Below are 26,768 nucleotides of genomic sequence, written 5' to 3'. Positions count from 1 at the left end.
ATCCGTCACAATCAATCCATGACGGGGTTGTGCATCATGCACTGGCTTTTAACACACTGTTGAGTTCTCAAGAAACGGACGCGTACACCCTCACCGAAATCCCTTCCGGACCCCGGTGCGAGAGGCGCACATTTCGTTTCCTTTAGACTACCAGATCCGGACGATCCTTGTCAAATCGCCCGATCCGGGAGCTTCCGGACCTGCCTCGCTTGGAGGCAACCCTGCTAACTTACTCTAACTTTCGGCTCTTGTCCAACCGCGCGGCTGGCGCAACCCGGAAGTCGGGGTTTGTTCACAGGGATGTCAGGGCTGATTGGCCCCGCGTTGAAAACTGTAGCAGCCTCAGGCCCGTGGAAGGTCCATCTTCGGTAACGAATGGACCTTCCCCTCGTACGTACGGTTCAAACACTCAGGCCGGCGAGCTGAGCCTCCAGCCGCTCGATGTCGGCGGACGCCTGCTCGGCCCGGCTCCTGACCTTGTCCACCACGTCCTGCGGCGCCTTGGCCATGAACTGCTCGTTGCCCAGCTTGGCGGCCACCTGGGCGGCCTCCTTGCGCGCGGCCGCGAGATCCTTCTCCAGGCGCTTGCGCTCCGCGGCGACGTCGATGGCGCCGGCGGTGTCGATCTCCACCGTCACCGCGCCCACCGCGAACCGCGCCGTGGCGTTGAACGACTCCGACGGGTCCGTCAGGCGCAGCAGCGCCCGGATCGCCGACTCCTGGCCGGCCAGGGGCGTCCCGCTCAGCCCGAGCCGCGCGGCCACCTTCTGGCCCGGCTTGAGCCCCTGATCCGACCGGAACCTGCGGACCTCCGTCACCAGCTCCTGCAGCGCCTCGATCTCCGCCTCGGCCGCGCGGTCGGCGTAGCGCGCCTCGGCCACCGGCCACGGGGCCACGACGAGCGATTCGCCGCCGGTGACGGCCCGCCACAGCTCCTCGGTCACGAACGGCACCAGCGGATGCAGCAGCCGCAGGATCGCGTCGAGCACGTGGCCGAGCACCAGCCGGGTATGCTCCAGCCCCTCACCCAGCTGGATCTTGGCCAGCTCCAGGTACCAGTCGCAGACCTCGTCCCACGCGAAGTGGTAGAGCAGGTCGGACGCCTTGGCGAACTCGAACTCCTCGAAGGCCGTGTCGGCCGCCGTGATGACGGTCTGCAGGCGCGACAGGATCCACCGGTCGGCCGCGGTCAGCTCGGCGCCGTCGAGTGAGCCCACGGCGGCGCCGTTCATCAGGGCGAATCTGGTGGCGTTCCAGATCTTGTTGCAGAAGTTGCGGGAGCCGGCCGCCCATTCCTCGCTCACCGCGACGTCGGAGCCGGGGTTGGCGCCGCGCAGCAGGGTGAAGCGGGTGGCGTCGGCGCCGAAGCGGTCGATCCAGTCGAGGGGATCGACCACGTTGCCGAACGACTTGGACATCTTCTTGCCGTACTGGTCGCGGACCATGCCGTGCAGCGCGACGACGCGGAACGGCGGCTCGCCGTCCATGGCGTAGAGCCCGAACATCATCATCCTGGCGACCCAGAAGAACAGGATGTCGTAGCCGGTGACCAGCACGGACGTCGGGTAGAAGCGCGCCAGCTCGGGTGTCTGGTCAGGCCAGCCCATCGTCGAGAACGGCCACAGCCCGGAGGAGAACCAGGTGTCGAGGACGTCGGAGTCCTGCGTGTAGCCGGCCGGCGGCTCCTCGTCAGGGCCCACGCACACGACCTCGCCGGCGGGGCCGTACCAGACCGGGATGCGGTGACCCCACCACAGCTGCCGGGAGATGCACCAGTCGTGCATGTCGTCGACCCAGTCGAAGTAGCGCTTGGCCAGCTCCGGCGGGTGGATGCGGGTGCGCCCGTCGCGGACGGCGTCGCCCGCGGCCTTGGCCAGCGGCGCGACGTTGACGAACCACTGCAGCGAAAGCCTGGGCTCGACCACGGTCTTGCAGCGCGAGCAGTGACCGACCGAGTGCACGTAGGGCCGCTTCTCCGCGACGATCCTGCCCTCGGCGCGCAGCGCGGCGACCACGGCGGGACGGGCCTCGAAGCGGTCGAGCCCCTCGAACGGCCCGTGGGCGGTGATCACGCCGCGCTCGTCCATCACCGTCAGCGACGGCAGCGAATGGCGCCGGCCGATCTCGAAGTCGTTGGGGTCATGGGCGGGGGTCACCTTGACCGCGCCGGTGCCGAACGTCGGATCGACGTGCTCGTCGGCGACCACGGGGATCATGCGGCCGGTGAGCGGCACCTCCACCATCGTGCCGATCAGGTGGGCGTAGCGCTCGTCGGAGGGGTGCACGGCCACGGCGGTGTCGCCGAGCATGGTCTCGGCGCGCGTGGTGGCGACCACGATCTCGTCGGAGTAGCGGATCGAGACGAGCTCGCCCTCGTCCTCGCTGTGCTCCACCTCGATGTCGGACAGCGCGGTCAGGCAGCGGGGGCACCAGTTGATGATCCGCTCGGCGCGGTAGATCAGCCCGTCGTCGAACAGCTTCTTGAAGATGGTCTGCACGGCCCGCGAGAGCCCCGGGTCCATCGTGAACCGCTCGCGCGACCAGTCGACGCCGTCGCCGAGCTTGCGCATCTGGCCGAGGATGCGGCCGCCGGACTCCTCCTTCCACTCCCAGACCCGCTCGACGAACGCCTCGCGCCCCAGGTCGTGGCGGGACTTGCCCTGCTTGGCCAGCTCGCGCTCGACGACGTTCTGGGTGGCGATGCCGGCGTGGTCCATGCCGGGCAGCCACAACGTCTCGAGGCCGCGCATGCGCGCGCGGCGGGTCAGCGCGTCCTGGATGGAGTGGTCGAGGGCGTGCCCGATGTGCAGCACGCCCGTCACGTTGGGCGGCGGCAGGACGATGCTGTACGGCTCGCGCGAGCTGCCCGGGTCGGCGCGGAAGTAGCCTTCGGATACCCAGCGCTCGTAGCTACGGGTCTCGACGTCGGCCGGTGTGTACTGGGTAGGCAGCTCTGGCGTTGTCACAGTGACCAATTCTAGGGAGGCGGGCAAGCGAAACGCCCCATGGTTCGAAACCACGGGGCGTTCGCGGAACCGCAGGCGAGTGTCAGGCCGACTTCTCGCGCGGCGTGCGCTGCTGCTTGGCGGCGAGCTGGTCGCGCGGCACGAGCGTCGGGATGGCGTGCTCGAGCACCGACTCGCGGGTGATGACCACCCGGGCGACATCCTGCCTGGAGGGCACCTCGTACATGACGGACTGGAGCACCTCCTCCAGGATCGCGCGCAGCCCGCGGGCGCCGGTGCCGCGCAGGATGGCCTGGTCGGCGATGGCCTCGAGAGCGCCGTCGGTGAACTCCAGCTCCACCCCGTCGAGCTCGAGCAACTTGCGGTATTGCTTGACCAGCGCGTTGCGCGGCTCGGTGAGGATCTGGATGAGCGCCTCACGGTCGAGGTTGTGCACCGAGGTGATGACCGGCAGGCGGCCGACGAACTCGGGGATCATGCCGAACTTCAGCAGGTCCTCCGGCATCACGTCGCCGAAGATGTCGGCCGTGTCGACCTCTTCCTTCGACCGGATGATGGCGTTGAAGCCGATGCCCTTCTTGCCGATGCGCGACTCGATGATCTTTTCCAGACCGGCGAACGCACCACCGCAGATGAACAGCACGTTGGTCGTGTCGATCTGGATGAACTCCTGGTGCGGGTGCTTGCGGCCGCCCTGCGGAGGCACCGAGGCCGTGGTGCCCTCCAGGATCTTCAGCAGCGCCTGCTGCACACCCTCGCCGGAGACGTCGCGCGTGATCGACGGGTTCTCGCTCTTGCGAGCGATCTTGTCGACCTCGTCGATGTAGATGATGCCGGTCTCGGCCTTCTTGACGTCGTAGTCGGCGGCCTGGATGAGCTTGAGGAGGATGTTCTCGACATCCTCGCCGACGTATCCCGCCTCGGTCAGCGCGGTGGCGTCGGCGATGGCGAAGGGTACGTTGAGCATCTTCGCCAGGGTCTGCGCCAGCAGCGTCTTGCCCGAGCCGGTGGGCCCGAGCAACAAGATGTTGCTCTTGGCCAGCTCCAGGCCGTCGTCTCTGCCCCGGTCACCGGACTGCACCCGCTTGTAGTGGTTGTACACCGCCACCGAGAGAGCCTTCTTCGCCTTGTCCTGACCGATGACATAGGCGTCGAGGAACTCGTAGATCTCCCTCGGCTTGGGCAGGTTGTCCCACTTGAGCTCGGAGGACTCGGACAGCTCCTCCTCGATGATCTCGTTGCAGAGATCGATGCACTCATCGCAGATGTAGACGCCTGGACCGGCAATGAGCTTCTTGACTTGCTTCTGACTCTTTCCGCAGAAAGAGCACTTCAGCAGGTCTCCCCCGTCGCCGATGCGTGCCACCCCAGATACTCCTTTGCGTGGGACCGCCCTGCTTGCTCCCGCGAGCAGTGTCTCCGGACATCCTCCGGACTAGGCCGAACCGCTCAGGTTTCGACGTTACCGTCTTCTGGGCCCTCAGTGAGCCCCCTAGCGGCGAGTCGCACCGGAACGTGCCCTATAGGGCAGCGCTCCGGTGCGTCACGTCTCGTCTAGGAAGCTACGGCCTGAGCTCGTTTCTTCCTGGACGGGATAATGTCATCGATCAGACCATACGCCTTTGCCTCGTCCGCGTTGAGAATTTTGTCGCGTTCGATGTCCTTGCGGACTTCGGCGGATGGCTTGCCCGTGTGCCTGGCCACGATGTCCTCGAGCAGCGTGCGCATGCGCAGGATCTCGCGGGCCTGGATCTCGATGTCGCTGCCCTGGCCGCCACCCTCGGTGGACGGCTGGTGGATCAGCACCCGGGCGTTGGGCAGCGCGAAGCGCTTGCCCGGGGTGCCGCCGGACAGCAGCACAGCCGCCGCGGAGGCGGCCTGGCCGAGGCAGACGGTCTGGATCTCCGGCCGGACGAACTGCATCGTGTCGTAGATCGCCGTCATGGCGGTGAAGGAACCGCCGGGCGAGTTGATGTAGATGCTGATGTCACGGTCGGGGTCGAGCGACTCCAGCGTCAGCAGCTGGGCCATCACGTCGTTGGCCGACGCGTCGTCGATCTGCACTCCGAGGAAGATGATGCGGTCCTCGAAGAGCTTGTTGTACGGGTTCATCTCCTTCACGCCGTATGACGTGCGCTCGACGAAGGAGGGGAGAACGTAACGGCTTTGGATGTTCATGTCAGCTCCCCCTAAGAGACCGGGCCCGCAGAGGGCACCTGCCGCGCACTGCGCACGACGTGGTCGATGAAGCCATAGTCCTTGGCCTCCTCCGCCGTGAACCAGCGGTCGCGGTCGGAGTCGGACTCGATCTGGTCCAGCGGCTGGCCCGTGTGGAAGGCGATCCGCTCGGCGAGCGTCTTCTTCACGTAGAGCATCTGCTCGGCCTGGATGGCGATGTCGGCGGCGGTGCCACCGATGCCGCCCGACGGCTGGTGCATCATCACCCGGGCGTGCGGCAGGCCGTAACGCTTGCCACGCGCCCCCGCGGTCAGCAGGAACTGCCCCATGGAGGCAGCCATGCCCATCACGACCGTGGATACGTCGTTCGGCACGTATTCCATCATGTCGTAAATCGCCATGCCCGCACTCACCGAGCCCCCCGGCGAGTTGATGTACAGCGTGATGTCCCGCTCAGGGTCATCGGCCGCGAGCAGGAGGAGCTCGGCGCAGATGCGGTTGGCGATCTCGTCGTTGACCTCCTGTCCGAGCACAATGATGCGCTCGCGGAGCAGGCGCTGGTAAAGCTGGTCCTCAAGCCGGAAGGACGAGCCGTTCTCACGGCCTCGCGACTCAGGCTGATAGAAGGTCGGCGGGCTGGTCACAGCGTCACCTTCCGATGCGTCGTAATCGATTGGCTTTGCTTGTGACCTTAACGCGCGCCACCTACAGGTCATGCCCGGTCCCCCGGACTGTTCGCTGACGGCGCAGGTGCGTCCGTGCGCACACCTGTTCCCTTTGCAGGCCAATGCGGCTTTCGTCCCACGAGGGCCGGCCGGCGGCGGGCGACGTCCACCTCCCCTGGGCGCTCAGAGGGCGGATCAGGGTAGGGCAGACCGTGCAGGGGCGGTCGGAGCCGCGTACCGGCCCGTGATGCCGTCACAGGCCCTCTCAGCGCCCCCAAAGCGGAGGCCCCCGGACCGTTTCGGGTCCGGGGGCCTCGACGCCCAGGCGGATGTCACGCCTCGGGCTTGCCCTCGGCGTCGGCGTCCGAGTCGGAGGCGGCGGCCTCTTCCTCGACGACCTCGCCACCGTTGATCTCGGTGTAGATGGCCTTGAGGTCGACCTCGTTGCCCTCGGTGTCGACGACCTTGGCGGCGTCACCGAGCACCGACTTGGCCTTGTCGCGCACGATCTCGACCATGGCCAGCGTGAGCTGGTCGTTGTCGGCGAGGTGCTTGGCCAGCTCGTTCGGCTGCACGCCCATCTCCATGGCGCGGCGCACCACGAAGTTGGTCAGCTCCTGCTCCGAGACACCCAGCTCCTCGGACTTGACGATCTTGTCGAGCACGAACCCGACCTTGATCGCCCTGGCGGAGTTGGTCTCGAACTCGGCGAAACGCTCCTCCTCCGTCGTCTGGTAGAGGCGGAAGAAGGCGTCGCGGCTGAGACCGCTCTCGGCCACCTGGTGGTCGAGGTTGTGCTTGCGGGCATCGACCTCGGCCTTGAGCGCGCTCTCCGGCAGCGGGATGTCGATCTGGTCCAGCAGCGCGTCGAGCGCCTTCTCGCGGGCCTGGACGACCTGGTCGATCAGCTTGTTGCGGCGGGACTGCTCGCGGATGCTGGTCTTGAGCTCGTCGAGCGTGTCGAACTCGCTCGCGAGCTGGGCGAACTCGTCGTCCAGCTCGGGCAGGACCTTCTCCTTGACCGACTTGACGTTGATGATCACGTCGGCTTCCTCGCCGGCGTTCTCACCGCCGACCAGCTCGGTCTTGAAGCTCTTCTCCTCGCCCGCGGACATGCCCTCGAGCGCGTCGTCGAGGCCCTGCAGCACGGAGCCGGCGCCGACCTCGTAGGAGACCTCGCTGGCCTGCTGCTCCTCGATGTTCTTGCCGTCGATCTCGGCGCGCAGGTCCATGACGACGAAGTCGCCGTTGGCGGCGGCGCGCTCCACACCGGTCAGCGTGGCGAAGCGCTGGCGCAGCGCGTCGAGCTGGGCGTCCACGTCCTCGTCGGAGACCTCGGCGGAGTCGACCGTGATCTCGACGCCCGCGTAGTCGGGCACGTCGAAGTTGGGCCGGATGTCGACCTCGGCGGTGAACTCGATCTGCTCACCGTCGTCGATCTTCGTGACCTCGATGTCCGGCTGGCTGACCGGGAACACGTCGACCTCGTCGACGGCCTGGCCGTACAGCTTGGGCACCGCGTCGTTGAGGGTCTCCTCCAGCACTACCGCCCGGCCGAAGCGCTGCTCGATGATGCGGGCCGGAACCTTGCCAGGCCGGAACCCGGGGACGCGCACCTGCTGCGCGACCTTCTTGTACGCCGCATCCATGCTCGGGCGCAGCTCGTCGAACGGCACCTCGACAGTGAGCTTGACCCGGGTCGGGCTGAGCTCCTCGACAGCGGTCTTCACGGAATGGTCTCCTTGATCAAGCTACGAGTGATCGCGGGCGCGTCCATCGGTTCGGCTCACGCGCCGCGCCCACATGAGCGGTGTTGGGCATGCTCCGCCACGGCGGGTTCCAACGCCGATGGCCAGTCTAGGGCAGATGCATACCCAACCACGACGCCCGACGCCGTCAGAACTCGTCCGCGATCGTCCTCAACAACTCGATCGTCTCGTCCGGGGTGGTGCTCACGGCGCAGAGCCGCTCCATCACCTCGGTGTATCGGTCCACATCTTCCCGCTTGTCCAGGTAGAGCGCGCTGGCGAGTTGCTCCACGTACACCACGTCGGGCAGGTCGGTGTCGGGGAAGCGCAGAATGCTGAACGCGCCGCCCTCCGCGCTGTGCCCGCCGAAGCTGAACGGCATGATCTGGATCGTGATGCTGGGCTGGCGCATCAGGTCGATGAGGTGCTCGAGCTGGGCCCTCATCACCTCGGCGCCGCCGATGGGCCGCCGCAGCGCGGCCTCGTCGATCACCGCCCAGAAGACCGGCCCGTCGGGCCTGTCGAACATCCGCTGGCGCTCCAGGCGGAGATCCACCCTTCTGGCGATCTCCTCCGCCCCGATGCCCGCCGAACCGGCGGTCACCACAGCCCTTGCGTACTCCTTGGTCTGCAACAGTCCCGGCACGAACTGGACCTCGTAGGTCCTGATCCTGGCGGCGGCCTCTTCAAGGCCGACGAACGCCTGGAACCACGTGGGCAGGACGTCGTTGAACCGGTGCCACCAGCCAGGCTCATTGGCGGTGGCCACCAGGTCGAGTACGGCGGAGCGGGCCTGATGATCCACGACCCCGTACAGGGTCAGCAGGTCCGCCACGTCGCGTTCTTTGAACCCCACTCGGCCGAGTTCCATCCGGCTGATCTTGGATTCCGACCCCCGGATGAGGTGGCCGGCCTCCTCACGAGTGACGTTCTTCGCTTCCCTGAGCTTGCGCAGTTGGGAGCCCAGGAGGATGCGCAGCGCCGTCGGCCCGGAACCCGGCTGGTTCTGCGTCACTTTGCCTCCTATCAAGGTCCGCACACACAGTGACACCACATTGCCGGGTATGACAAGGTCTCAACCTCGTGTCCGATTCGGATATCTATGCCCCGAAAACGCCGCTTGCTACTGCACATTGCACTTGCACGTGCATTTGGGTCTTGCAGCTGCAGGCGATCGTGACCCATGATGGCTTAGTGCATATTGGGCCCAAACATGCACTAACCAAGGCTGAACGGGGAGGTATCGGCGGCATGGTGGAGGATCCTCTGGCCACTGCCGATTGCCTCCAGATCACCCGAGAGGTGGGTTTCGACCGCCTGCTCATGGGTGGTAAGCCGTACACCACCTCGTGCCCGCTGCCCTTCCAGGCAGACTCGGTGAAGACGGCCAGGGACGTCACCCGCTCGACGCTGCGCGGCTGGGGCCTGCATGAGCTGAGCGACGACGCCGCGCTGGTGGTCTCGGAGCTGGTGACGAACGCGGTCAGGTACGCGATGTACGCGCGCGGGCGCCGCGAGATAGAGCTGCTGCTGATGCGGGTCGCCCCCCACGTGCTGCTCGCCGTGGCCGACCCCAGCGACGAGGTGCCACGTCCCAAGGAGCCCGACTTCATCTCCGAGAACGGGCGTGGCCTTTACATCGTCGAAACCTACAGCCAGTGCTGGGGCTGGGACCCGCTGGCGCGCGGCGGCAAGGCCGTATGGGCGCTGTTCCGCGCCGACGCCTGAACCGTCTCCATCCCGCTGAGCCCGGCCCCCGGCAGGAGTGGCCGGAGGCCCGGGGCGTGCGTCATTCGCCGGTGACGCCGTCGATACGCTCGCGTAGCAGGTCAGCGTGACCGTTGTGGCGGGCGTACTCCTCGATCATGTGGACGAGGATCCAGCGGTGCGAGCATTCCTGCCCGTTGCGATCCCCCACGGCGTCGAGCGGCTTGGCGGCCGAAATGGCGCGCGCGTGCTCGATCTCCTCCTCCCACGTCGCGAACGCCTCCTTGACCGAGGCGGTGTCCACCTCGTTGAAGTCGGCGTCGTTGTCGCGGTCCTTGTCCCAGAGCTTGGGCAGGTCCTCGCCGTTGAGCACGCGCCGGAACCAGCTGCGTTCGACGTGCGCCAGGTGCCTGACCAGGCCCAGCAGGGAGAGGGTGGAGGGCGGGGCGGCGCGCAGGCGCAGCTGCTCGTCCGACAGGTCCGCGCACTTGACGGCCAGGGTCGCCCGGTGCCATTCGAGCCAGTTGTTCAGGACGGTCGGCTCGTCGCCGGTGTGGGGAGGGGGAGTTCGGGTGTCTGTCACGAGGCCCGACCTTATCCGGCCGCGTCCCCCGGCCCCGACCCGTTTCCCGGCCCCTTGCCCGACCCCCTGCCCGACCCGGGCCTGACCCGGCATTCGGCCTGGAGGAGCCGGTAGGCCGCCTCGCGTACGGTGTCGTCCCTGACGTTGTCCACGAACTCGTCGGGGGTGTTCCCGCACAGGTGGCGCAGGGCGGCGGATCCGTCCAGGAGCGACTGGATCAGCGTCCTCTGGGAGGTCAGGCGGCGGGGGTGGGCCCGGCCGTCTCCCGTGGCGAGGCAGCCGTGCCGGCCCTCGTACACGTAAGGGGGCGGCAGGCGGGTGCCGGACTCCAGGGTGACCGGGTCGGCGAGGGGTCGCCGGCGGTAGTTGGGCTCGGTCAGGTCCAGCGCCGCGAGCTGGTGCTCGTCCAGCCAGAGCACGAACAGCCTGGAGGTCTCGCCGGGGGTCTCGATCGGCGCGGCCGGTACGTAACCCCACCGGCTCACGTGGGCGGAGACGCCGGGGGCGACGCCGCGCACCTCGGCGACCGTCATGGGGACGAACGGGCGTACGCGGTGGTCGAGGAACTTCCTGCGCAGCTGGCTGGGGGCGGCGTTGGAGCCGACGGCCACGACGCGGTGGCGGGCCGCCAGCTCCTCGCCGCCCTCCCTTGCCAGCAGGGTTGCGAGCGTCTCCTCCCCCGCCCGCCAGCCGTCCGGGTCTCCGTCGGCCCGCAGGGGCACGTACGCGTCGTCGAGCAGGACGCCGGAGGCGGCCGGGATGCGTCCTGGGTAGGTGAGCGGGCGGGCCATGGGGTCGTCCGTGAAAAGATCCACGGCCCCCAGCATGCCCGTACGGCTCCAGGGCCGCCCGGAGACCCGCGGGGCTACGACCGCCCGGAGACCCGCGCCCAGAGCCGGCTCACGCCCGCCCTACGCCCCCAGGCGATCACGGCACTCAGCGCGAGCACGACCAGCGGCAGGACGACCCAGCCCCCGGACACGAAGGCCTCGGTCAGCGCCGCGCAGGCCATCAGCCCCACGAACGCCAGCGCGGCCGCCCCGGCCAGCCGCGGCACCAGCAACGCCACGGCCCCGGCCACCTCCAGCACCCCGATGAGGTGACGGAACCAGTCGCCCAGGCCGATCGCCTCGAACGTGGACGCGGACGGCTCCGCGCCGGTGAACTTCCCCAAGGCCGACATCACGAAGACGCCGGCGACGACGACCTGCAGGACCCACAGGGCGATGTGGGCCACGCGGCCGGTGGTGGTCTGGTGCGGTGCAGTGGTCACGATCCGTACCTCCTCGTCGTCGATGATCTCTACGCTAGAGAGGCAGGTCGGGAGGGACCATCGGGCTAGATACCGCACGGGGTGCACCTAGGTGCACCCTTGCCGTCACCCGGGGAGGGTCGCTGACGTCAGCGTTCGCGCACGAACGCGGGAAGCGCCGAGACGGCGGAGGCTCGGTCACGCGAAAGGCCACCTCCGTACCGGAAGTGGCCTTTCGAGCTGGTCGGGGCGACAGGATTTGAACCTGCGACTTCTTGCTCCCAAAGCAAGCGCGCTGCCAAGCTGCGCCACGCCCCGTTTCGTCGAGTGCGCATGCGGTCCGTGTCTCCGGTACGCTTACGCCCTGACGACCGGATGAAGTCTAGACCAGAGTTCGACCGGTTCGCGCGGACGTAGCTCAATGGTAGAGCCCTAGTCTTCCAAACTAGCTACGCGGGTTCGATTCCCGTCGTCCGCTCCAGGCAGTGAAAGGCCAGGTCATCCCGGGTGGGGTGCCTGGCCTTCGCGGTGCTCGCCGGGGTCGAGGAGTTCGGCCCACGATTCCAGCGTCGCCTCGGCGATGGCATGGATGCGGTGCCCGTACGCCGGGTGGCCGTCGGCGACGAAGCTGCCGTCGCTGACGGGCAGTCCGGTGAAGGCGACGCGGAAGTGCCCGGGCGGGCCGCCGGCCGGGAGGGGCGCGTACGGCTCCAGCGGCCTGCTGTCGTAGCCCGACCGGACCCTGTGGTTGTTGCGCGCCACCTGGTGGGCCTGCACGCGCAGCAGCGCGTCGAGGCCCTGGTGCGCGTAGAGCTGCAGCAGGCGGAACTGGCCGTCCAGGAAGTTCCCGCGGCCGGCGGAGGGGTGTTGCAGCAGGTACGCGCACACCACGACCGCGTGCCACCGGTACATCCCGGGATCGCCCTGCTCCTCGGCCAGGATCGCGTGGTAGTAGTCCGCGCACCCGCCGAGCGGTCCGGAGTCCGCACCGCAGTCGCACCGAGCCATGCCGGGCAATCTAGGACGCCCGCGACGGCCTTGTCGAAGGCATTTCCCGCGCCCATAAGCTGTGATCGATGCGCGCGCGACCGATCTCCCGTGAGGCCCTCGTCGAGGAGCTGGCCGAGCTGATCTCCGCCCGGCCACCGGGTGCGTGGGTGCGGGTGGCCGTGGACGGGGCGCCCGCGACACGCCCGGACGCGCTGGCCGACGAGCTGGTCGCGCCCCTCCGGCTGCGGGGGCGGCAGGTGGTGCGGGTGTCGGCGGGCGACTTCCTGCGGCCCGCCTCGCTGCGGCTGGAATACGGCAGGACCGACCCCGACGCCTTCTACGACGACTGGCTCGACGCCAAGGCGCTGCGCCGGGAGGTGCTGGACCCGCTGGAGCCGGGCGGGCCGGGGCGGGTGCTGCCGGCGCTGTGGGACAGCGGTATCGACCGGGCGTACCGGGTGCCGTACGCGGAGCTGCCGCCGGGCGGGGTGGTCGTCGTCGACGGGACGTTGCTGCTGGGGCGGGGGCTGGCGTTCGAGGTGAGCGTGCACCTGTGGTTGTCGCCGGGGGCGCTCGAACGCGGCACCCCGGAGGACGAGCGGTGGCGGTTGCCGGCCTACGAGCGCTACGAGCGGGAGGCGCGGCCCCAGGAGGCGGCCGACGTCGTGGTGCGGGCCGACCATCCCCGGCGACCGGCCGTGCTGGTCCGTGGCGGGTCTGGAACCTGACCCACCGGCGGCGCAGACTGAAGCGATGATCCCCAGCAACTGGTACAACATCGTTCCCGATCTGCCCGCCCCGCCTCCTCCGCCGCTGCACCCGGGCACGCGGCAGCCCATAGGCCCAGACGACCTGGCTCCGCTCTTCCCGATGGAGCTGATCGTGCAGGAGGTGAGCGGCGAGCGGTTCGTCCCGATCCCGCAGGAGGTGCTGGACGTCTACCGGCTCTGGCGGCCGACGCCGCTGATCCGGGCGCGCAGGCTGGAGAAGGCGCTCGGCACGCCGGCCCGGATCTACTACAAGTACGAGGGCGGCTCGCCCGCCGGCTCCCACAAGCCGAACACGGCCGTGCCCCAGGCGTACTACAACGCCCGGGAGGGCGTGCGGCTGCTGACCACCGAGACCGGCGCCGGGCAGTGGGGCTCGGCCCTGGCGTTCGCCTGTTCCCAGTTCGACGTGGAGTGCCAGGTCTGGATGGTCCGCGCCTCCTACGACCAGAAGCCGTACCGGCGCTCCCTCATGCAGGTGTACGGCGCCACCGTCCACGCCAGCCCCTCCCCCGTGACGGGCTCGGGCAGCAAGGTGCTGGCCGACGACCCCGACTCCCCGGGCAGCCTGGGCATCGCGATCAGCGAGGCCGTCGAGGTGGCGGCGGCGACGCCCGACGCCCGCTACGCGCTCGGCTCGGTGCTCAACCACGTCCTCATGCACCAGACCGTGATCGGCGAGGAGGCGCTGAAGCAGCTGCCCGAGCTGCCGGACCTGGTCATCGGCTGCACCGGCGGCGGCTCGAACTTCGCCGGCCTGGCCTTCCCGTTCCTGCGGGAGAAGCTGGCCGGGCGGATCGCCACGGTGTTCCGCGCGGTCGAGCCGGCGGCCTGCCCGTCGTTCACGCGGGGCGCGTACGCCTATGACTTCGGGGACACGGCCGGGTTCACGCCGCTGCTCAAGATGCACACGCTGGGGCACACGTTCGTACCGGACCCGATCCACGCGGGCGGCCTGCGCTATCACGGCATGTCGCCGCTCCTGTCGCACATGTACGAGCTGGGCATGTTCGAGGCGGTCACCCGCTCCCAGAGCGAGTGCTTCGAGGCCGGCGTCCGCTTCGCCAGGACCGAGGGCATCGTGCCGGCCCCCGAGCCCACGCACGCGCTGGCCGAGACCATCGCCGAGGCGCTGCGCTGCAAGGAGAGCGGCGAGGAGAAGGTCATCCTGACCGCCCTGTGCGGCCACGGTTTCTTCGACCTCGGCGCGTACGACCGCCATCTGGCCGGGCAGCTCGAGGACTACACGCTGCCGCAGGAGCGCATCGACCAGGCCCTCACCCAGCTGCCGGGATGAGCGAGCCGCGGGTGGCCGCCGGGGAGGGCGGCCACCCGCGGGTCATCGCGCCGTGGGACGCTTGCCGTGGTTCGCCTTCTTCTTCTTGCGTGCCTTGCCCTTGCGTGCGCGCCTGGCCATGCAGCTCGCCTCCGCTGATCGGTACGGCAGGAGTGACCAACGTCTCCTGCCCGCCCTGACCAGCGCAAGCATTCCGCGCTAACTAACATTCCCCAACAATTCCGTGTCATAATTTGGTGGAATCTGTTGGAAGGAGCGGGCGTGCTCGCACAGCAGCGGCAGCAGACGATCCTCGAGCGCGTGCGCAGCCACGGGGGCGTCCGGGTGGCCGATCTCGTACGCGAGCTCGGCGTCTCCGACATGACCATCCGCCGCGACCTCGAGGTGCTGGCCGAGCGCGGGCTGCTGGAGAAGGTGCACGGAGGCGCGACCGCGCTCGGCCCCGGCTCGACCGAGGAGCCCGGCTTCACCGCCAAGTCCGCCCGCCAGCAGCAGGAGAAGGACGCCATCGCGCGGCACGCGGCCACGCTCGTACGACCGGGCACGGCCGTGGCGCTGTCGGCGGGGACCACCACGTGGGCGCTGGCCCACCACCTGATCGGCGTGCCCGAGCTGACCGTGATCACCAACTCGATCCCGGTCGCCGAGGTCTTCCACCGCAACCCGCGCGCCGACCGCACCGTCGTGCTGACCGGCGGGGTGCGGACGCCGTCCGACGCGCTGGTGGGTCCGGTCGCCGTGGCGGCGATCCGCCGCCTGCACGTGGACACGCTCTTCCTCGGCGTGCACGGGATGAGCGTGCGGGCCGGGTTCACCACGCCCAACCTGCTCGAGTCCGAGACCGACAGGGAGCTGGTCGCGGCCGCGCACCGGCTGGTGGTCCCCGCCGACCACACCAAGTGGAACACGGTCGGCATCAGCACCATCGCCGAGCTGACCGAGGCCGACGTGGTCATCAGTGACGCGGGGCTGCCCGAGGACGCACGAACGGAGCTGGCCGAACGGGCCGGAGAACTCATCATCGCGGAGGGCTCGCTTTGAAGCGCACCATCACCCATCTGGCCGACGGCCGAGAGCTCATCTACTTCGACCGGCGTGACGACGCCGACAGGAGTGCGATCGACCGGCGGCCGCTGGAGCCCCGCCCCGTGGCCTCCGAGCTGCGTTACGACCCGCTGACCGAGGAGTGGATCGCGATCGCCGGGCACCGGCAGACGCGGACGTTCCTGCCGACCGGCGGCACGGCCGAGTGCCCGTTGTGCCCGTCGTCGGACACGCGGTCGTCGGAGATCCCCGCCTACGACTACGACGTGGTGGTGTTCGAGAACCGCTTCCCCTCTTTCTCCGGAAATTTCGGGACTTATGAGGAGGTGGGCGGCCTGAGCGAGGTCCGTCCGGGCGTGGGCCGGTGCGAGGTGGTGTGCTTCACCTCCGACCACTCGTCCTCCTTCTCCAAGCTCTCCGACGACCAGGTGGGGCTCGTCATGGAGGCGTGGGCCGACCGCACGGCCGAGCTGTCCACGATCGAGGGCGTCGAGCAGGTGTTCTGCTTCGAGAACCGGGGCGCGGAGATCGGCATCACGCTCGCCCACCCGCACGGCCAGATCTACGCCTACCCGTACGTCACGCCCAGGACCAGGCTGCAGCTCGGCGCGGCGGCCCGGTACAAGGGGCCGGGCAACCTGTTCGCCGACGTGCTGGCCGCCGAGCGGGAGGCGGGGACGCGGGTGGTGGCCGCCAACGAGCTGTGGACGGCCTTCGTGCCCGCCGCCGCGCGCTGGCCGTTCGAGGTGCACCTCTATCCGCACCGGCAGGTGCCCGACCTGGCCGCGCTCACGGAGGAGGAGCGGGCCGCGTTCGCGCCCCTCTACACCTCGGTCCTGCGGGCGCTGGACGGGCTGTTCGGGGTCGTGATGCCGTACGTGTCGGCCTGGCACCAGGCACCCGTACGGCAGGACCGGGAGCTGGGCTATCTGCACCTGGAGCTGTTCAGCATCCGCCGGGCGGCGAACAAGCTCAAATATCTGGCCGGCTCGGAGTCCGCGATGGGCGCCTTCGTCAACGACGTGCTGCCGGAGGAGGCGGCACGCATGCTTCGATCACAAGTAGATCACTAATAGATTTCTACTTAAGGTCGCATGACTCGTGATCTACCACTAATATCCCCATATGCACCGGCCGAAACAGCCGTGGCACGCCTAATCCCGAGCGCGTCGCCCGGGAGCCGGGGACCCATCGCACCTGGGGTGAATCCGCTTCGGCGGTAGGGATCAACTCCCCTGCCCGAACCCGTCAGCTAACCCGGCCGGCAGAGGGAGAGGAACACCTACGTGGCGGCTTCGTCCCCCGCGACTCTTGCCATCGGTCTCATCGCCGCCGCCGCCATCGCCGTCCTCCCGGCGACCGCGGCGTCGGCCGCCCCCAAACCCACGGAAGCCGAACTCCGTGCCCAGCTCAAACAGCTCAACACCAAGGTCGACAAGCTCATCGAGCAGTACAACCTCAAGCGCGTCGAGCTGGCCAAGGCCCAGCAGGCCGCCGAGACGGCCGAGGCCAAGCTGGCCACCGCCGAGCAGGCGCTGACCACGGCCGAGCAGCGGGTCGCCGAGATCGCCCGCCTGCGCTACCAGAACGCCGACCCCTCCGTGCCCACCTTGATGCTGCCCCAGAACGCCGGCAGCGCGGCCCTGCTCGAACAGCTCACCGCCGAACAACAGGCCGTCGTGCAGGGCGTCGCCAAGGCCCGCGACGACAAGCAGCAGGCCAGCGAGGAGGCCGCGGCGCTGGCGACCCGGATCAAGTCGGACACGGCCACGGTGGCCGAGCAGCGCGACGAGGCCGAGGACGTCATCGACGACATCAAGGACAAGCTCGAGGACCTCGTGCCATTCGGCACCGGCCGCAAGTCCGACGGCTCCTGGGCGCCCGAACTGCCCACGGGATCGGACAACATCACCTCGCGTACGCGGCTGATGAAGGCTCAGGTGGAGAAGAACTTCTCGCTGCCGTTCGAGGTGGGCTGCTTCCGCTCGGGCTCCAGCGGCGAGCACCCGCTCGGCCGGGCCTGCGACTTCATGATGAGCACGGGCGGCTCGATGCCCACCGCCGTCAACAACGCACTCGGCGACCGGATCGCGGCCTGGGCGATCAAGAACCAGGACAAGCTGGGCGTCAAGTACGTGATCTGGAAGCAGCGGATCAACCACGGATCGGGCTGGAGCTCGATGTCCGACCGGGGCAGCGTCACCGAGAACCACTTCGACCACGTGCACATCTCGATGAACTGACCCGCGGCAACCCGCGCCGGGCCCGGGGTCAGGGCAGGCGGGCGGCGAGGGACTGGGGGGCGATCCGGCGGTAGGCGTCCGTCACGATCTCCGCGATCTCCGCCCAGTCCACGTCCGGCACGTCCAGGTAGACCCCCAGCCACCCCCGATGCCCCACGTACGGTGGCCGGAAGAACCTCTCGGGGTCCTCCGCCACCATCTCCTCCTGCACCCCGGGAGGGGCCGCGCACCAGAACGCCAGCCGATCGTCATGATGGTGATCAGCGAACATCACGAACGTCTTCTTGCCCCTGACGAACCACGTCGGCTCCCCGTGCGAGAGCCGCTCGGTCGTCTCGGGCAGCGCCAGGCACAGGGCCCGCAGCCGCTCCAGGGCGTCCACGGCGGCGGCCTCAGTTCGTCAGCGTGAGCGGGTTGACCAGGTCGGCGTAGACGAGCAGGCCCGCCATGATCATCATCACGATCGCGATCGCGTACGTCAGCGGCAGCACCTTGGCGATGTCCACGTAACCCGGCTCCGGCCGCCGCATGATCCTGGCGAACGCCCGCTTGATGCCCTCCCACAGCCCGCCGGCGATGTGGCCGCCGTCGAGCGGCAGCAGCGGGATGAGGTTGAACATGCCGATCGCGAGGTTGAAGCCGGCCAGCAGGTTGATGAAGATGGCGATCTTCTTCTCGGTGGACAGCTGGTCGGAGGCCAGGATCTCGCCACCCATGCGGCCCGCGCCGACCACGCCCACGGGGCCCTCGGGGTCGCGCTCCTCGCCGGAGAAGGCCGCGTGCCAGACCCCGACCATCTTCTCCGGCAGGTTGAGCAGCGAGCCGGCCACCCTGGCCGTCAGCTCGCCCATGTAGCCGATGACCTGGCCCATGGTCTGCTGCTGCATGACCTCGGTGGGCAGCACGCCGAGGAAGCCGACGTTCCTGTCGATCTTCTGCGGGTCCTCCAGGTTGGGCCGGTCCTGGGCGATGAGCGTGACGTTGACCGTCATCGGCTTGCCGTCGCGGACGATGCCCAGCCGCACCGCGCCGGCGCCGTGGGAGCGGATCAGGCGGGTGGCGTCGTCCCAGGAGCCGATCTTCTGGCCGTTGAAGGCGACGATGTGGTCGCCGGGCTTCATGCCCGCCTGGACGGCGGGGGTGGGCTTGTCGGTGGGCTTGCACTCCGTACGCTGCTCCGAGATCGGGATCACGCACGTGTTGGTCTCGGGCGAGACGATCGGGGCCAGCGTGGGCAGGCCGATGCCGACCAGCAGGATGCTGAAGAAGACGAAGGCGAGCACGAAGTTCATCGCCGGGCCGCCGGACATGATGATGACCTTCTGCCACCACTTCTTCCGGTAGAAGACCTTCTCCTCGTCGCCCGGCCGCACCTCTTCCTGGGCGGCGTCGCGGGCGGACTCGATCAGGCCCTGCCACGGGCCCGTCGCGGTGCTCCTGAGCTTGCCGGGCTCGTCACCGGGACGCGGCGGCAGCATGCCGATCATGCGGATGTAGCCGCCGAACGGGATCCACTTGATGCCGTATTCGGTCTCGCCCTTGCGTCGTGACCACGCCGTCGAGCCGAAGCCCACCATGTACTGGGTCACCTTGACCCCGAACAGCTTGGCCGGGAGCAGGTGGCCGAGCTCGTGCAGCGCGATGGAGACCATCAACCCGAGCAGGAAGAGGACGATCCCCACGACGTAGAGCCAGTTCATCTAGGCGCGCTCCAGGCAGACGACAGGGCGGACCGGAGGACAGACGAAAGGTCCGACAGCCCCAGAGTAGTCGAACTCGACACACCGCACGGCTTACCGCTTTTGAAGAGCATTGACAGCCCGCGATCGGCCGATCACGCTAAGAGACGACGGAGGGGGACGTCTTGATCCGCATACTGATCGCAGAGCACCTGCCGTTGGTGCGCCGTGGCCTGCTCGCCACCCTCGGAGCCGAACCCGACCTGCGGGTCGTGGCCGAGGCCGAACGCGCGGAGGAGGTGGTGCGCGCGGCGAGGACCGCCGAGGCCGACGTGGCCGTCGTCGACCTCGACCTGCCGGGGCCTCCCGCGGCCGGCCGGCTGGCCGAGCACGTGCCCCGCTGCGGGGTGCTGATCCTGTCAGCCTCCCCCAATCCCGCCCAGGTGCGCGAGGCCCTGGCCGGACCGGCGCTCGGGTTCATGAGCCTGTGCGTGCCGCCGGAGCGGCTGGCCGAGGGGGTGCGCCAGGTGGCGGCGGGAGAGCGGGCCATCGAGGCGGAGCTGGCCGTTGCGGCGCTGCAGTGCGCGACGAACCCGCTGACCCGGCGGGAGCTGGACGTGCTGCGGGTCGCGGCGGGCGGGGCGCGTTCGACGGAGATCGCCGACGAGCTCTTCCTGTCGGTCGGCACCGTACGCAACCACCTGTCGCGCATCATGTGCAAGACGGGGGCGCGGAACCGGCTGGATGCCGTACGCATCGCCAGCGACAGCGGCTGGCTGTGACGGGTCCCCGGTGGAGCCGCGCCGCTCCGCCGGGGCCCGAACCTCTAGAGGATCTCAGGCGGACGGAGGCCCTTGCCAGTGACCGCCATCACGACCGGCCCATGTGAAACGTCACGGGTCTACGGCCGCCAGATGAGCACCAGCGCGCAGTCGTCGTTGTGTCCCGAGGACATGGCGTTGACCAGCGCCCTGGCGCCGTCGCGGAACCCGGAGGGCAGCAGCCGCTCCGCCTCGCCGAGCAGCCGGTCGAGGCCGGCGTCGATGTCGCGCCCCGGCTGCTCGATCAGCCCGTCGGTGTAGAGCAGCAGCGCGTCGCCCTTGCGCAGGGTGCCGCTGTCGGGCTCGCAGTGCAGGTCGGGAACCACGCCGAGCACCACGCCCTTGGCCGAGGCGACCTGCCAGTTGCCCGTGCCCGCGTCGAACTTGACCACCGGCGGATGTCCGGCCGAGGTGATCGTGTAGTCGCCCGTGGCCAGGTCGAGACGCACGTGCACGGCCGTGACGAATCCCTCGTCGCCGCGCTGCCGGTGCAGGTAGGCGTTGCACGCGGGCAGGAAGTCGTCGACCGAGCCGAGCAGCCCACCGAATGTGCCCGACAGCAGCAGCGCCCTGGTGCCCGCGTCGACGCCCTTGCCGGACACGTCGACCAGGGCGATCTCGACGGAGTTGCCGTCGCGCATGGAGACCATGAAGTCGCCGCCGAAGGAGGACCCGCCGGCCTGCTTGAGCACCACCTTGCCGCCCCAGTCCTTCGGCAGCGCGGGCAGCTCGCCCTGGCTCCTGAGCCGGTCGCGCAGCTCCAGCAGCATCGCGTCGCCGCGCAGCCCCTGGACGCCGAGCTTGCCCCTGGTGCGGGCCATGAGCACGGCGAGCACGGTGGTGAACACGATCGTCACCGACAGCCCCAGCCCGACGCGGCTCGCGCCCAGCGTGGCCGCGACGTAGCCGAGCGCGACCCCGATCCCCACCAGCAACTTGACCAGGCTGCGCAGCCGGAGCTGGAGCCCGCCGACGAGGGTGACCAGGATGAGCAGCGAGGGCGAGAACCACTCGGTCGAGACCTCGGCGGCGAGGAACCCGATGACGAGCGCCAGCACGATCAGCGTGATGAGCAGATTGCGGTCCCGGGCCAGCAGCACACGCCGAACGAACCGGACGATGGGCACCAGAAACGGCACCCGCACCAGGACCGCACGGACCCGTGGCGGGATGAGCGGCGCCGGTCGGGAACTCATGATGCGCCTGACTGTATCGGTCTGACCCGTGTTTGGGCAGCCCACTTGACCAACGCCTTGATCATTAAGCACGTATATTGGGTGGCCCTTCCCCTTTGCCCGCTCCTACCGTGGACGGATGACGTATCCGATCCGTCCGATTGACGAGTCTGAGTGGCCGGCCTTCGCCGGAGTGCTCGAAGAGGCGTTCGGCTGGACGCCGCATCCCACGCAGGCCGGGCGATTCAAGGCGGAGACAGAGTTCGACCGCACGCTGGCCGCCTTCGACGGCGACACGATCGCCGGAGTCACCTCCATCTTCAGCCTCACGATGACGATCCCCGGCGGGCAGCTGCCCGTGGCCGGGGTGACCGCCGTCAGCGTGCTCCCCTCCCACCGGCGCCGGGGCGTGCTGTCCTCCTTGATGCGCAGGCAGCTCACCGACATACGCGAGCGCGGCGAGTCCGTGGCCGCCCTCTACGCCTCCGAGGCGCTCATCTACGGCCGGTACGGATACGGCAGGGCCGCCAGCGAGCTGGCGTTCCGGATCCACAAGCACGCCTCGGCGTTCGTCCGCGAGGCACCCCAGGACCCGTCGCTCCGGCTCCGGGTCGCCAAGCCCGCCGACGTGCGCGGCGAGCTGGAGAAGCTGTTCGCCTCCGTCGTGACCCGCCGCCCCGGCCGGTACGAGCGCAGGTCCCAGACCTGGGACGGCCTGCTGGCCGACGAGGAGTTCGACCAGCGCGGCGCCGGGACGCTGCGCTCGATCCTGGTCGAGGACGACGGCGGCGTGCGCGGCTACGCCCTGTTCCGGATCAAGTCCTCCTCGGACGACAACGGCGTCCCCGACGGCACCCTGAAGCTGTACGAGCTGGAGGCGGCGGACCCGGCGGCCTACGCCCTGCTCTGGCGCAGCGTGCTGGACCGAGACCTGGTCACCAAGCTCGAGGCGGGCGGCAGGCCGGTGGACGACCCGCTGATCGCCCTGCTGGCCGACCAGCGCCAGCTCCGCGCGAGCTGGGCGGACGAGCTGTGGGTACGCCTGGTCGAGGTCGACCGGGCGCTGAGCTCGCGGGCCTACGCCGCTCCCGTGGACCTGGTGGTCGAGGTCGAGGACGACGTGTGCCCGTGGAACGCCCGCCGCTGGCGGCTCACCGCCGACCTGTCGGGGGCGGAGTGCAAGCCGGTGGAGGAGGAGCCGGACATGACGCTGCCGGTGGCCGCGCTGGGGTCGGCGTACCTGGGTGACGGTCTGCTCGGCGAGCAGCTCGACGCGGGCCTGCTGCGCGAGCACAACCCCGGCAGCGTACGCAGGCTGGCCACGGCCATGTCGTGGAGCCCGAAGCCCTGGGCGGGCCTGACGTTCTGACGGCGGAGGCGTTCTGGCGTAGGCTCGAGGGCATGGCACTGCAAAGTCTGCAGATCACGGCGGTCGTCGCCATGCGCGCCCGCGATGTGTCGAAGCCGTCGAAAGAGCAGCAGGAGGCCGCCGACCGGCGGCCCCTGCGTGACGAGATGCCCAGGCGCGACTCCAAGCGCAAGGGCTAGGGAAGCGAGGGCAGCTGGCCGATCGTCTCGTACGTGGCCAGCTGCGCGATCCGCCTGCTGTGGCGCTCGCTGCCGGAGAACGACGTGGTCAGGAAGACCTCCACGAACCTCGTGGCGTCCTCGACGGAGTGCATGCGGGCGCCGACGCTGACCACGTTGGCGTTGTTGTGCTCGCGGGCGAGGCCGGCCGTCTCCTCGCTCCAGGCCAGGGCCGCGCGGATGCCGCGCACCTTGTTGGCGGCGATCTGCTCGCCGTTGCCGGACCCTCCGATCACCACCCCCAGGCTGCCGGGGTCGCCGGCGACGCCCTCGGCCGCCCGCAGGACGAACGCCGGGTAGTCGTCCTCGGCGTCGTAGACGAAGGGACCGCAGTCGGTCACCTCGTGCCCGTGGTCCTTCAGCCAGGACACGAGATGGTTCTTGAGCTCATAGCCGGCATGGTCGGCACCGATGTAGACACGCACCCGCCCAGTCTTCCACAGCCCCGCCGATCGGGCTCGCTGACTAGAGTAAGGGCCTCCACCGTTGTCCAGTCCTTACGAAAGCGAAAGCAGAGAGCCATGCGAGAGATCCGCGTCATCGGCGATCCGGTCCTGCGCACGCCCGCCGAGCCGGTGACCGACTTCGACCGCGAGCTGCGCCGGCTGATCGACGAGATGTTCCAGGCCATGTACGCGGTCAACGGCGTGGGGCTGGCCGGCCCGCAGATCGGCGTGTCGCGGCGGCTGTTCGTCTATGACATCGCCGGGCGCAAGGGTCACGTGATCAACCCGCTGCTCACCGTCGACGACCCCGAGGAGGTGCTCGACGAGGAAGGCTGCCTGTCCGTGCCCGACCGCCAGTCCCGCCAGCCGATCTACGCGACGGTCGGACGCGCCGCGGGCGTCACGGTCGAGGGCCTGGACCGGCTGCAGCGGCCGGTACGCGTCAAGGCCCGCGGCTCTCTCGCCCGCTGCTTCCAGCACGAGACCGAGCACCTCGACGGCAAGCTGTACGTCGACCGCCTCCCCCGAGACGAAGCTCGCAAGATCATGCTCAGGGCATAGGGCGCAGAAACCGCAGCCTGTGCTGGCCCGCTGGACGCGGGCCATCATAAGTTGGCGGGATGAGCGTACTTTCCGGAAAAGGAGCATTGGTTACCGGAGGTTCCAGGGGCATCGGCAAGGCCATCGTGGAGCGACTGACCGGCGACGGCGCGGAGGTCGTCTTCTGTTACGCCAGCTCGGACGAGGCGGCGGAGCAGGTGGCCAAGGAGACGGGCGCGCACGCCGTACGGGCCGACCTCGGCGACAAGCAGGACCTGGAGCGGCTGTTCGCCGAGGCGGAGGCGCGGCTGCCCGGGGTGGACGTCCTGGTCAACAACGCGGCGACCGCCGAGGCGCAGAAGCCCATCGCCGACATCACGGACGAGGACTACGAGCGGGTGTTCGCGGTGAACACCAGGGCCGTCTTCCTGGCCATCCAGTGGGCCGGGCGGGTCATGCGCGACGGCGGCCGGATCATCAACGTCTCCTCGCTCAACACGCAGCTGCCCGCGCCGGCCCTGGCGCTCTACTGCGGCAGCAAGGGCGCCATGGAGCAGTTCGCCAAGGTGGCCGCGCGGGAGCTGGGCGGGCGCGGCATCACGGTGAACGTGGTCTCGTCCGGCGCCACGGACACCGACATGCTGCGGGGCGCCAACCCGCCGGAGGCGCTGGAGATGACGCCGACCTTCACCGCGCTGGGGCGGCTGGGCAGGCCCGACGACATCGCCGCGGTGGTCGCCATGCTGGCGGGCCCCGACGGGCGCTGGGTGACCGGGCAGAACGTGCTGGCGACCGGCGGGCTGTTCCTCTGACCGTGCGGCACGGCGGGCCGGGACGCCCGCCGTGCCTCCCCCACGAGATCCATGAGGCCCACGGGACTAGAGCTGCAGCGACTTGACCTCGAGGTATTCCTCGAGGCCCTGCTCGCCGAGCTCGCGGCCCACGCCCGACTGCTTGTAGCCGCCGAAGGGGGCCATCGGGTTGAACCGGCCGCCGTTGACGGACACCTGGCCCGTGCGCAGCCTGCGGGCGACCGCGACCGCGTGGTCCTCGGTGCCCGCCCACACGGCGCCGGCCAGGCCGTATTTGGTGCCGTTGGCGATCTCCACGGCCTGGTCCTCGGTCGTGTACGGGATCAGCGACAGGACCGGCCCGAAGATCTCCTCCTGCTCGATCGTCATGCCCGGCTCCACGCCCGCGAACACCGTGGGCTCGACGAAGTAGCCGCGCTCGTGCGGCCGGTCGGTGCCGCCGGCCACCAGCCGCGCACCCTCCTCCTGGCCCCGGTTGACGTAGCGGATCACGCGGTCGCGCTGGGTCGCCGACACCAGCGGGCCCATCCGGGTGGACTCGTCGAAGGGGTCGCCGACCTGGTAGCCGCGGGTGGCCTCGACGGCCAGGTGGACGGCCTCGTCGTACTGGTCGCGCTGGACGATCATGCGGCTCCACGCCGAGCAGGTCTGCCCGGCGTTGACGAAGCAGTTGGCCACGCCGACCTTGACGGCCAGGGCCAGGTCGGCGTCGGGCAGGATGATGTTGGCGGACTTGCCGCCCAGCTCGAGCGCGACCCGCTTGACCGTCTCGGCGGCGAGCGCGGAGACCCGGCGGCCCGCGGCGGTGGAGCCGGTGAAGGAGACCATGTCGACCTCGGGGTGGGCGGCCATCGCCTCGCCGACGACCGGCCCCCGCCCGCTGACCAGGTTGAACACGCCCGGCGGCAGGCCCACCTCGTCGAAGATCTCCGCCAGCGCGTACGCGGCCAGCGGCGCCACCTCGCTCGGCTTGAGCACCACGGTGCATCCGGCGGCCAGCGCGGGGGCGACCTTGCACACGATCTGGTGCAGCGGGTAGTTCCACGGCGTGATCGCCGCGACCACCCCGATCGGCTCCTTGACCACCAGCGAGTTGCCCACGCGGGACTCGCGCGGGTGGCTCTCGGCGAGCCGGGCGTAGGAGGCCAGGACGGTCGTGGGCATGAGCGTCTGCACCTTGAGCGCGAAGCCCAGCGGCGCCCCCATGTCGGTGGCGATGATCTTGGCCACCTCGTCGGAACGCTGTTTCAGCAGCTCGGCCGCGTCGGCGAGCAGCTTGCCGCGCTCGGCGGCGGCTGTTCGTGACCAGTCGGGGAACGCTTTTCTGGCAGCGCTCACGGCCGCCTCGACATCGTCGGGCGAGCCCGCGGGCACCCGGTCGATGATCTCTTCCGTGGCCGGGTTCACGACCTCGATGGGCTCGTCCGATGCCGAAGCGGTCCAGGAGCCGCCGATGTACAGCTGACGCATAGCCCCATCCTGACAGTGACCCGGGCCACAACGCGAGGCCGTCCTGACTCGGGGATAAGCCCTTTCCACCGCGACCCGGCTTTTCTTCTCCCGGGTGGGATCAGTCGAACTGCGGGCGCTTGGTGCGCGTGCGCTTCAGCTCGAAGAAGTCGTCGTACTGGGTGACGGCCAGCACGCCGTCCCAGAGCTTGCCCGCGTCGTCGCCACGGAGGATCTTGGTGATCACCGGACCGAAGAAGGCGTTGTCGCCGACGCGGATGATCGGGGTGCCGACCTCCTGGCCGACCAGGCCGATGCCCTCGTCGTGCGACGCGCGGATGATGCCGTCCCACTCCTGGGAGTGCATGGCCTCCGCGAGGCCGCGGTCGAGCCCGGCGTCGTCGAGGGCGCCCTCGATGACCTCGCGCAGGCGCTCCGGCTCCTTGCCGAGGCCCTGGTCGTGCAGGCGCGTGCCGAGCCCGGTGTAGAGCGGCCCGATGACCTGGTCGCCGTGCTTGGCGGCGGCCGCGGCCACCACCCTGACGGAGCCCATGGCCTGGGCGGCCCGCTCGAGGTAGTCGGCCGGGACGTCCTTCTCCTCGTTGAGGAAGTAGAGCGACATCTGCCGCCAGCGGGGCTCGATGGGCCGAACTTTCTCAACTTCGAGCAGCCACCGTGACGTAACCCATGCGAACGGGCAGGAAGGATCGAACCACAGATCCACGGGAATCTTCTCTGTCATGTCTGCCCGTAACCTGAGGTGGTTCGGGTCCTATTCCCGGCATGGCAGGATACGGACAACCCCGACGAAGTGGTGAA

The 26,768-nt window shown here is 69.3% G+C and carries 27 protein-coding genes, 2 tRNA genes and 1 riboswitch; of the genes, 12 read left to right on the top strand and 17 right to left on the bottom strand.

The window, feature by feature from the left end:
* Positions 1-401 precede the first annotated feature (401 nt).
* The 6 genes from AB0J69_RS37120 to AB0J69_RS37095 form a co-directional block, all read right to left on the bottom strand.
* Positions 402-2,966: a valine--tRNA ligase gene (locus AB0J69_RS37120; RefSeq protein WP_364127386.1), complete on the bottom strand. Its 2,565-nt coding sequence runs from the start codon at positions 2,964-2,966 to the stop codon at positions 402-404.
* 82 nt (positions 2,967-3,048) lie between these two features.
* On the bottom strand, positions 3,049-4,332 hold the full coding sequence (clpX, locus tag AB0J69_RS37115) for an ATP-dependent Clp protease ATP-binding subunit ClpX (RefSeq protein ID WP_185067261.1): 1,284 nt from the start codon (positions 4,330-4,332) through the stop codon (positions 3,049-3,051).
* Between the two features lie 188 nt (positions 4,333-4,520).
* Positions 4,521-5,144 carry an ATP-dependent Clp protease proteolytic subunit gene (locus tag AB0J69_RS37110; RefSeq protein ID WP_357856360.1) on the bottom strand — a complete coding sequence of 208 codons (624 nt, stop codon included), beginning with the start codon at positions 5,142-5,144 and terminating at the stop codon, positions 4,521-4,523.
* 11 nt (positions 5,145-5,155) lie between these two features.
* A complete protein-coding gene (locus tag AB0J69_RS37105; protein WP_364127383.1) occupies positions 5,156-5,788 on the bottom strand; it encodes an ATP-dependent Clp protease proteolytic subunit in 633 nt (210 codons plus the stop codon).
* Between the two features lie 353 nt (positions 5,789-6,141).
* Positions 6,142-7,539: a trigger factor gene (gene tig, locus AB0J69_RS37100; RefSeq protein ID WP_364127381.1), complete on the bottom strand. Its 1,398-nt coding sequence runs from the start codon at positions 7,537-7,539 to the stop codon at positions 6,142-6,144.
* Positions 7,540-7,705: 166 nt separating this feature from the next.
* Positions 7,706-8,572, bottom strand: a complete 867-nt coding sequence (locus tag AB0J69_RS37095) for a helix-turn-helix transcriptional regulator (RefSeq protein WP_364127379.1) — start codon at positions 8,570-8,572, stop codon at positions 7,706-7,708.
* Positions 8,573-8,808: 236 nt separating this feature from the next.
* Between AB0J69_RS37095 and AB0J69_RS37090 the strand changes: the two genes are divergently transcribed.
* On the top strand, positions 8,809-9,285 hold the full coding sequence (locus tag AB0J69_RS37090; RefSeq protein WP_364127377.1) for an ATP-binding protein: 477 nt from the start codon (positions 8,809-8,811) through the stop codon (positions 9,283-9,285).
* Between the two features lie 61 nt (positions 9,286-9,346).
* Here AB0J69_RS37090 and AB0J69_RS37085 read toward each other — a convergent pair whose 3' ends face one another.
* The 4 genes from AB0J69_RS37085 to AB0J69_RS37070 all read right to left on the bottom strand — a co-directional run bounded on the left by AB0J69_RS37085 (position 9,347) and on the right by AB0J69_RS37070 (position 11,417).
* Complete coding sequence (locus AB0J69_RS37085; RefSeq protein WP_364127374.1) at positions 9,347-9,847, bottom strand: DinB family protein; 501 nt, start codon at positions 9,845-9,847, stop codon at positions 9,347-9,349.
* A gap of 11 nt (positions 9,848-9,858) precedes the next feature.
* Positions 9,859-10,662, bottom strand: a complete 804-nt coding sequence (locus AB0J69_RS37080) for a hypothetical protein (RefSeq protein ID WP_364127372.1) — start codon at positions 10,660-10,662, stop codon at positions 9,859-9,861.
* 50 nt (positions 10,663-10,712) lie between these two features.
* The gene (locus tag AB0J69_RS37075) at positions 10,713-11,120 is read right to left on the bottom strand and encodes a DoxX family protein (protein WP_364127370.1); all 408 of its coding nucleotides are present in this window, start codon (positions 11,118-11,120) and stop codon (positions 10,713-10,715) included.
* A gap of 220 nt (positions 11,121-11,340) precedes the next feature.
* Positions 11,341-11,417, bottom strand: a tRNA-Pro gene (locus AB0J69_RS37070).
* Positions 11,418-11,506: 89 nt separating this feature from the next.
* Here AB0J69_RS37070 and AB0J69_RS37065 point away from each other — a divergent pair.
* Positions 11,507-11,580, top strand: a tRNA-Gly gene (locus AB0J69_RS37065).
* Positions 11,581-11,597: 17 nt separating this feature from the next.
* On the opposite strand, the gene AB0J69_RS37060 is transcribed toward AB0J69_RS37065, so the two are convergent.
* Positions 11,598-12,107, bottom strand: coding sequence for a DUF5946 family protein (locus AB0J69_RS37060; RefSeq protein WP_364127367.1), 510 nt, complete (start codon positions 12,105-12,107; stop codon positions 11,598-11,600).
* 68 nt (positions 12,108-12,175) lie between these two features.
* Between AB0J69_RS37060 and AB0J69_RS37055 the strand changes: the two genes are divergently transcribed.
* The 5 genes from AB0J69_RS37055 to AB0J69_RS37035 all read left to right on the top strand — a co-directional run bounded on the left by AB0J69_RS37055 (position 12,176) and on the right by AB0J69_RS37035 (position 17,440).
* Positions 12,176-12,817 (top strand): uridine kinase, encoded by a 642-nt coding sequence (locus AB0J69_RS37055; protein ID WP_364127365.1) that lies wholly within the window; start codon positions 12,176-12,178, stop codon positions 12,815-12,817.
* A gap of 25 nt (positions 12,818-12,842) precedes the next feature.
* On the top strand, positions 12,843-14,153 hold the full coding sequence (locus AB0J69_RS37050; protein WP_364127363.1) for a TrpB-like pyridoxal phosphate-dependent enzyme: 1,311 nt from the start codon (positions 12,843-12,845) through the stop codon (positions 14,151-14,153).
* Positions 14,154-14,414: 261 nt separating this feature from the next.
* A complete protein-coding gene (locus AB0J69_RS37045; RefSeq protein WP_364127360.1) occupies positions 14,415-15,194 on the top strand; it encodes a DeoR/GlpR family DNA-binding transcription regulator in 780 nt (259 codons plus the stop codon).
* Positions 15,191-16,270, top strand: coding sequence for a galactose-1-phosphate uridylyltransferase (gene galT / locus AB0J69_RS37040; protein WP_364127358.1), 1,080 nt, complete (start codon positions 15,191-15,193; stop codon positions 16,268-16,270). Before AB0J69_RS37045 ends, galT begins: the two co-directional genes overlap by 4 nt.
* A 68-nt stretch (positions 16,271-16,338) precedes the next feature.
* A riboswitch (cyclic di-AMP (ydaO/yuaA leader) is annotated at positions 16,339-16,478 on the top strand.
* Positions 16,479-16,483: 5 nt separating this feature from the next.
* Positions 16,484-17,440, top strand: coding sequence for a hypothetical protein (locus AB0J69_RS37035; RefSeq protein WP_364127355.1), 957 nt, complete (start codon positions 16,484-16,486; stop codon positions 17,438-17,440).
* Between the two features lie 28 nt (positions 17,441-17,468).
* On the opposite strand, the gene AB0J69_RS37030 is transcribed toward AB0J69_RS37035, so the two are convergent.
* Complete coding sequence (locus AB0J69_RS37030; protein WP_364127353.1) at positions 17,469-17,822, bottom strand: MmcQ/YjbR family DNA-binding protein; 354 nt, start codon at positions 17,820-17,822, stop codon at positions 17,469-17,471.
* A 10-nt stretch (positions 17,823-17,832) separates the two neighbouring features.
* On the bottom strand, positions 17,833-19,140 hold the full coding sequence (locus AB0J69_RS37025) for a site-2 protease family protein (protein ID WP_364127350.1): 1,308 nt from the start codon (positions 19,138-19,140) through the stop codon (positions 17,833-17,835).
* Positions 19,141-19,304: 164 nt separating this feature from the next.
* On the opposite strand from AB0J69_RS37025, the gene AB0J69_RS37020 reads away from it, so the two are divergent.
* A complete protein-coding gene (locus AB0J69_RS37020; protein ID WP_364127347.1) occupies positions 19,305-19,901 on the top strand; it encodes a response regulator transcription factor in 597 nt (198 codons plus the stop codon).
* A gap of 119 nt (positions 19,902-20,020) precedes the next feature.
* Here AB0J69_RS37020 and AB0J69_RS37015 read toward each other — a convergent pair whose 3' ends face one another.
* Positions 20,021-21,136 (bottom strand): SpoIIE family protein phosphatase, encoded by a 1,116-nt coding sequence (locus tag AB0J69_RS37015; RefSeq protein WP_364127345.1) that lies wholly within the window; start codon positions 21,134-21,136, stop codon positions 20,021-20,023.
* Between the two features lie 118 nt (positions 21,137-21,254).
* On the opposite strand from AB0J69_RS37015, the gene AB0J69_RS37010 reads away from it, so the two are divergent.
* Together AB0J69_RS37010 and AB0J69_RS37005 are read left to right on the top strand one after the other, a co-directional pair.
* Positions 21,255-22,484, top strand: coding sequence for a GNAT family N-acetyltransferase (locus AB0J69_RS37010; RefSeq protein ID WP_364127343.1), 1,230 nt, complete (start codon positions 21,255-21,257; stop codon positions 22,482-22,484).
* 32 nt (positions 22,485-22,516) lie between these two features.
* Positions 22,517-22,663 carry a hypothetical protein gene (locus AB0J69_RS37005; RefSeq protein WP_357856309.1) on the top strand — a complete coding sequence of 49 codons (147 nt, stop codon included), beginning with the start codon at positions 22,517-22,519 and terminating at the stop codon, positions 22,661-22,663.
* On the opposite strand, the gene AB0J69_RS37000 is transcribed toward AB0J69_RS37005, so the two are convergent.
* Positions 22,660-23,127, bottom strand: a complete 468-nt coding sequence (locus AB0J69_RS37000) for a ribose-5-phosphate isomerase (protein ID WP_364127340.1) — start codon at positions 23,125-23,127, stop codon at positions 22,660-22,662. The genes AB0J69_RS37005 and AB0J69_RS37000 overlap by 4 nt on opposite strands.
* 96 nt (positions 23,128-23,223) lie before the next feature.
* On the opposite strand from AB0J69_RS37000, the gene def reads away from it, so the two are divergent.
* Together def and AB0J69_RS36990 are read left to right on the top strand one after the other, a co-directional pair.
* Positions 23,224-23,709 (top strand): peptide deformylase, encoded by a 486-nt coding sequence (gene def, locus AB0J69_RS36995; RefSeq protein WP_364127338.1) that lies wholly within the window; start codon positions 23,224-23,226, stop codon positions 23,707-23,709.
* A gap of 59 nt (positions 23,710-23,768) precedes the next feature.
* Positions 23,769-24,500 (top strand): SDR family oxidoreductase, encoded by a 732-nt coding sequence (locus AB0J69_RS36990; protein WP_364127336.1) that lies wholly within the window; start codon positions 23,769-23,771, stop codon positions 24,498-24,500.
* A 66-nt stretch (positions 24,501-24,566) separates the two neighbouring features.
* Here the strand turns inward: AB0J69_RS36990 and AB0J69_RS36985 are convergent, their stop codons facing one another.
* Positions 24,567-25,970: an aldehyde dehydrogenase family protein gene (locus AB0J69_RS36985; protein ID WP_364127334.1), complete on the bottom strand. Its 1,404-nt coding sequence runs from the start codon at positions 25,968-25,970 to the stop codon at positions 24,567-24,569.
* A 100-nt stretch (positions 25,971-26,070) separates the two neighbouring features.
* The gene (locus AB0J69_RS36980) at positions 26,071-26,571 is read right to left on the bottom strand and encodes a disulfide bond formation protein DsbA (RefSeq protein WP_364127331.1); all 501 of its coding nucleotides are present in this window, start codon (positions 26,569-26,571) and stop codon (positions 26,071-26,073) included.
* Between the last annotated feature and the right edge of the window lie 197 nt (positions 26,572-26,768).

Origin of the sequence: Nonomuraea sp. NPDC049709 (assembly GCF_040674815.1) — a bacterium.
Lineage (GTDB): Bacteria > Actinomycetota > Actinomycetes > Streptosporangiales > Streptosporangiaceae > Nonomuraea.
The sequence above is the reverse complement of the archived record's forward strand: the minus strand, read 5'-3'. Positions and strand labels throughout refer to the sequence as shown.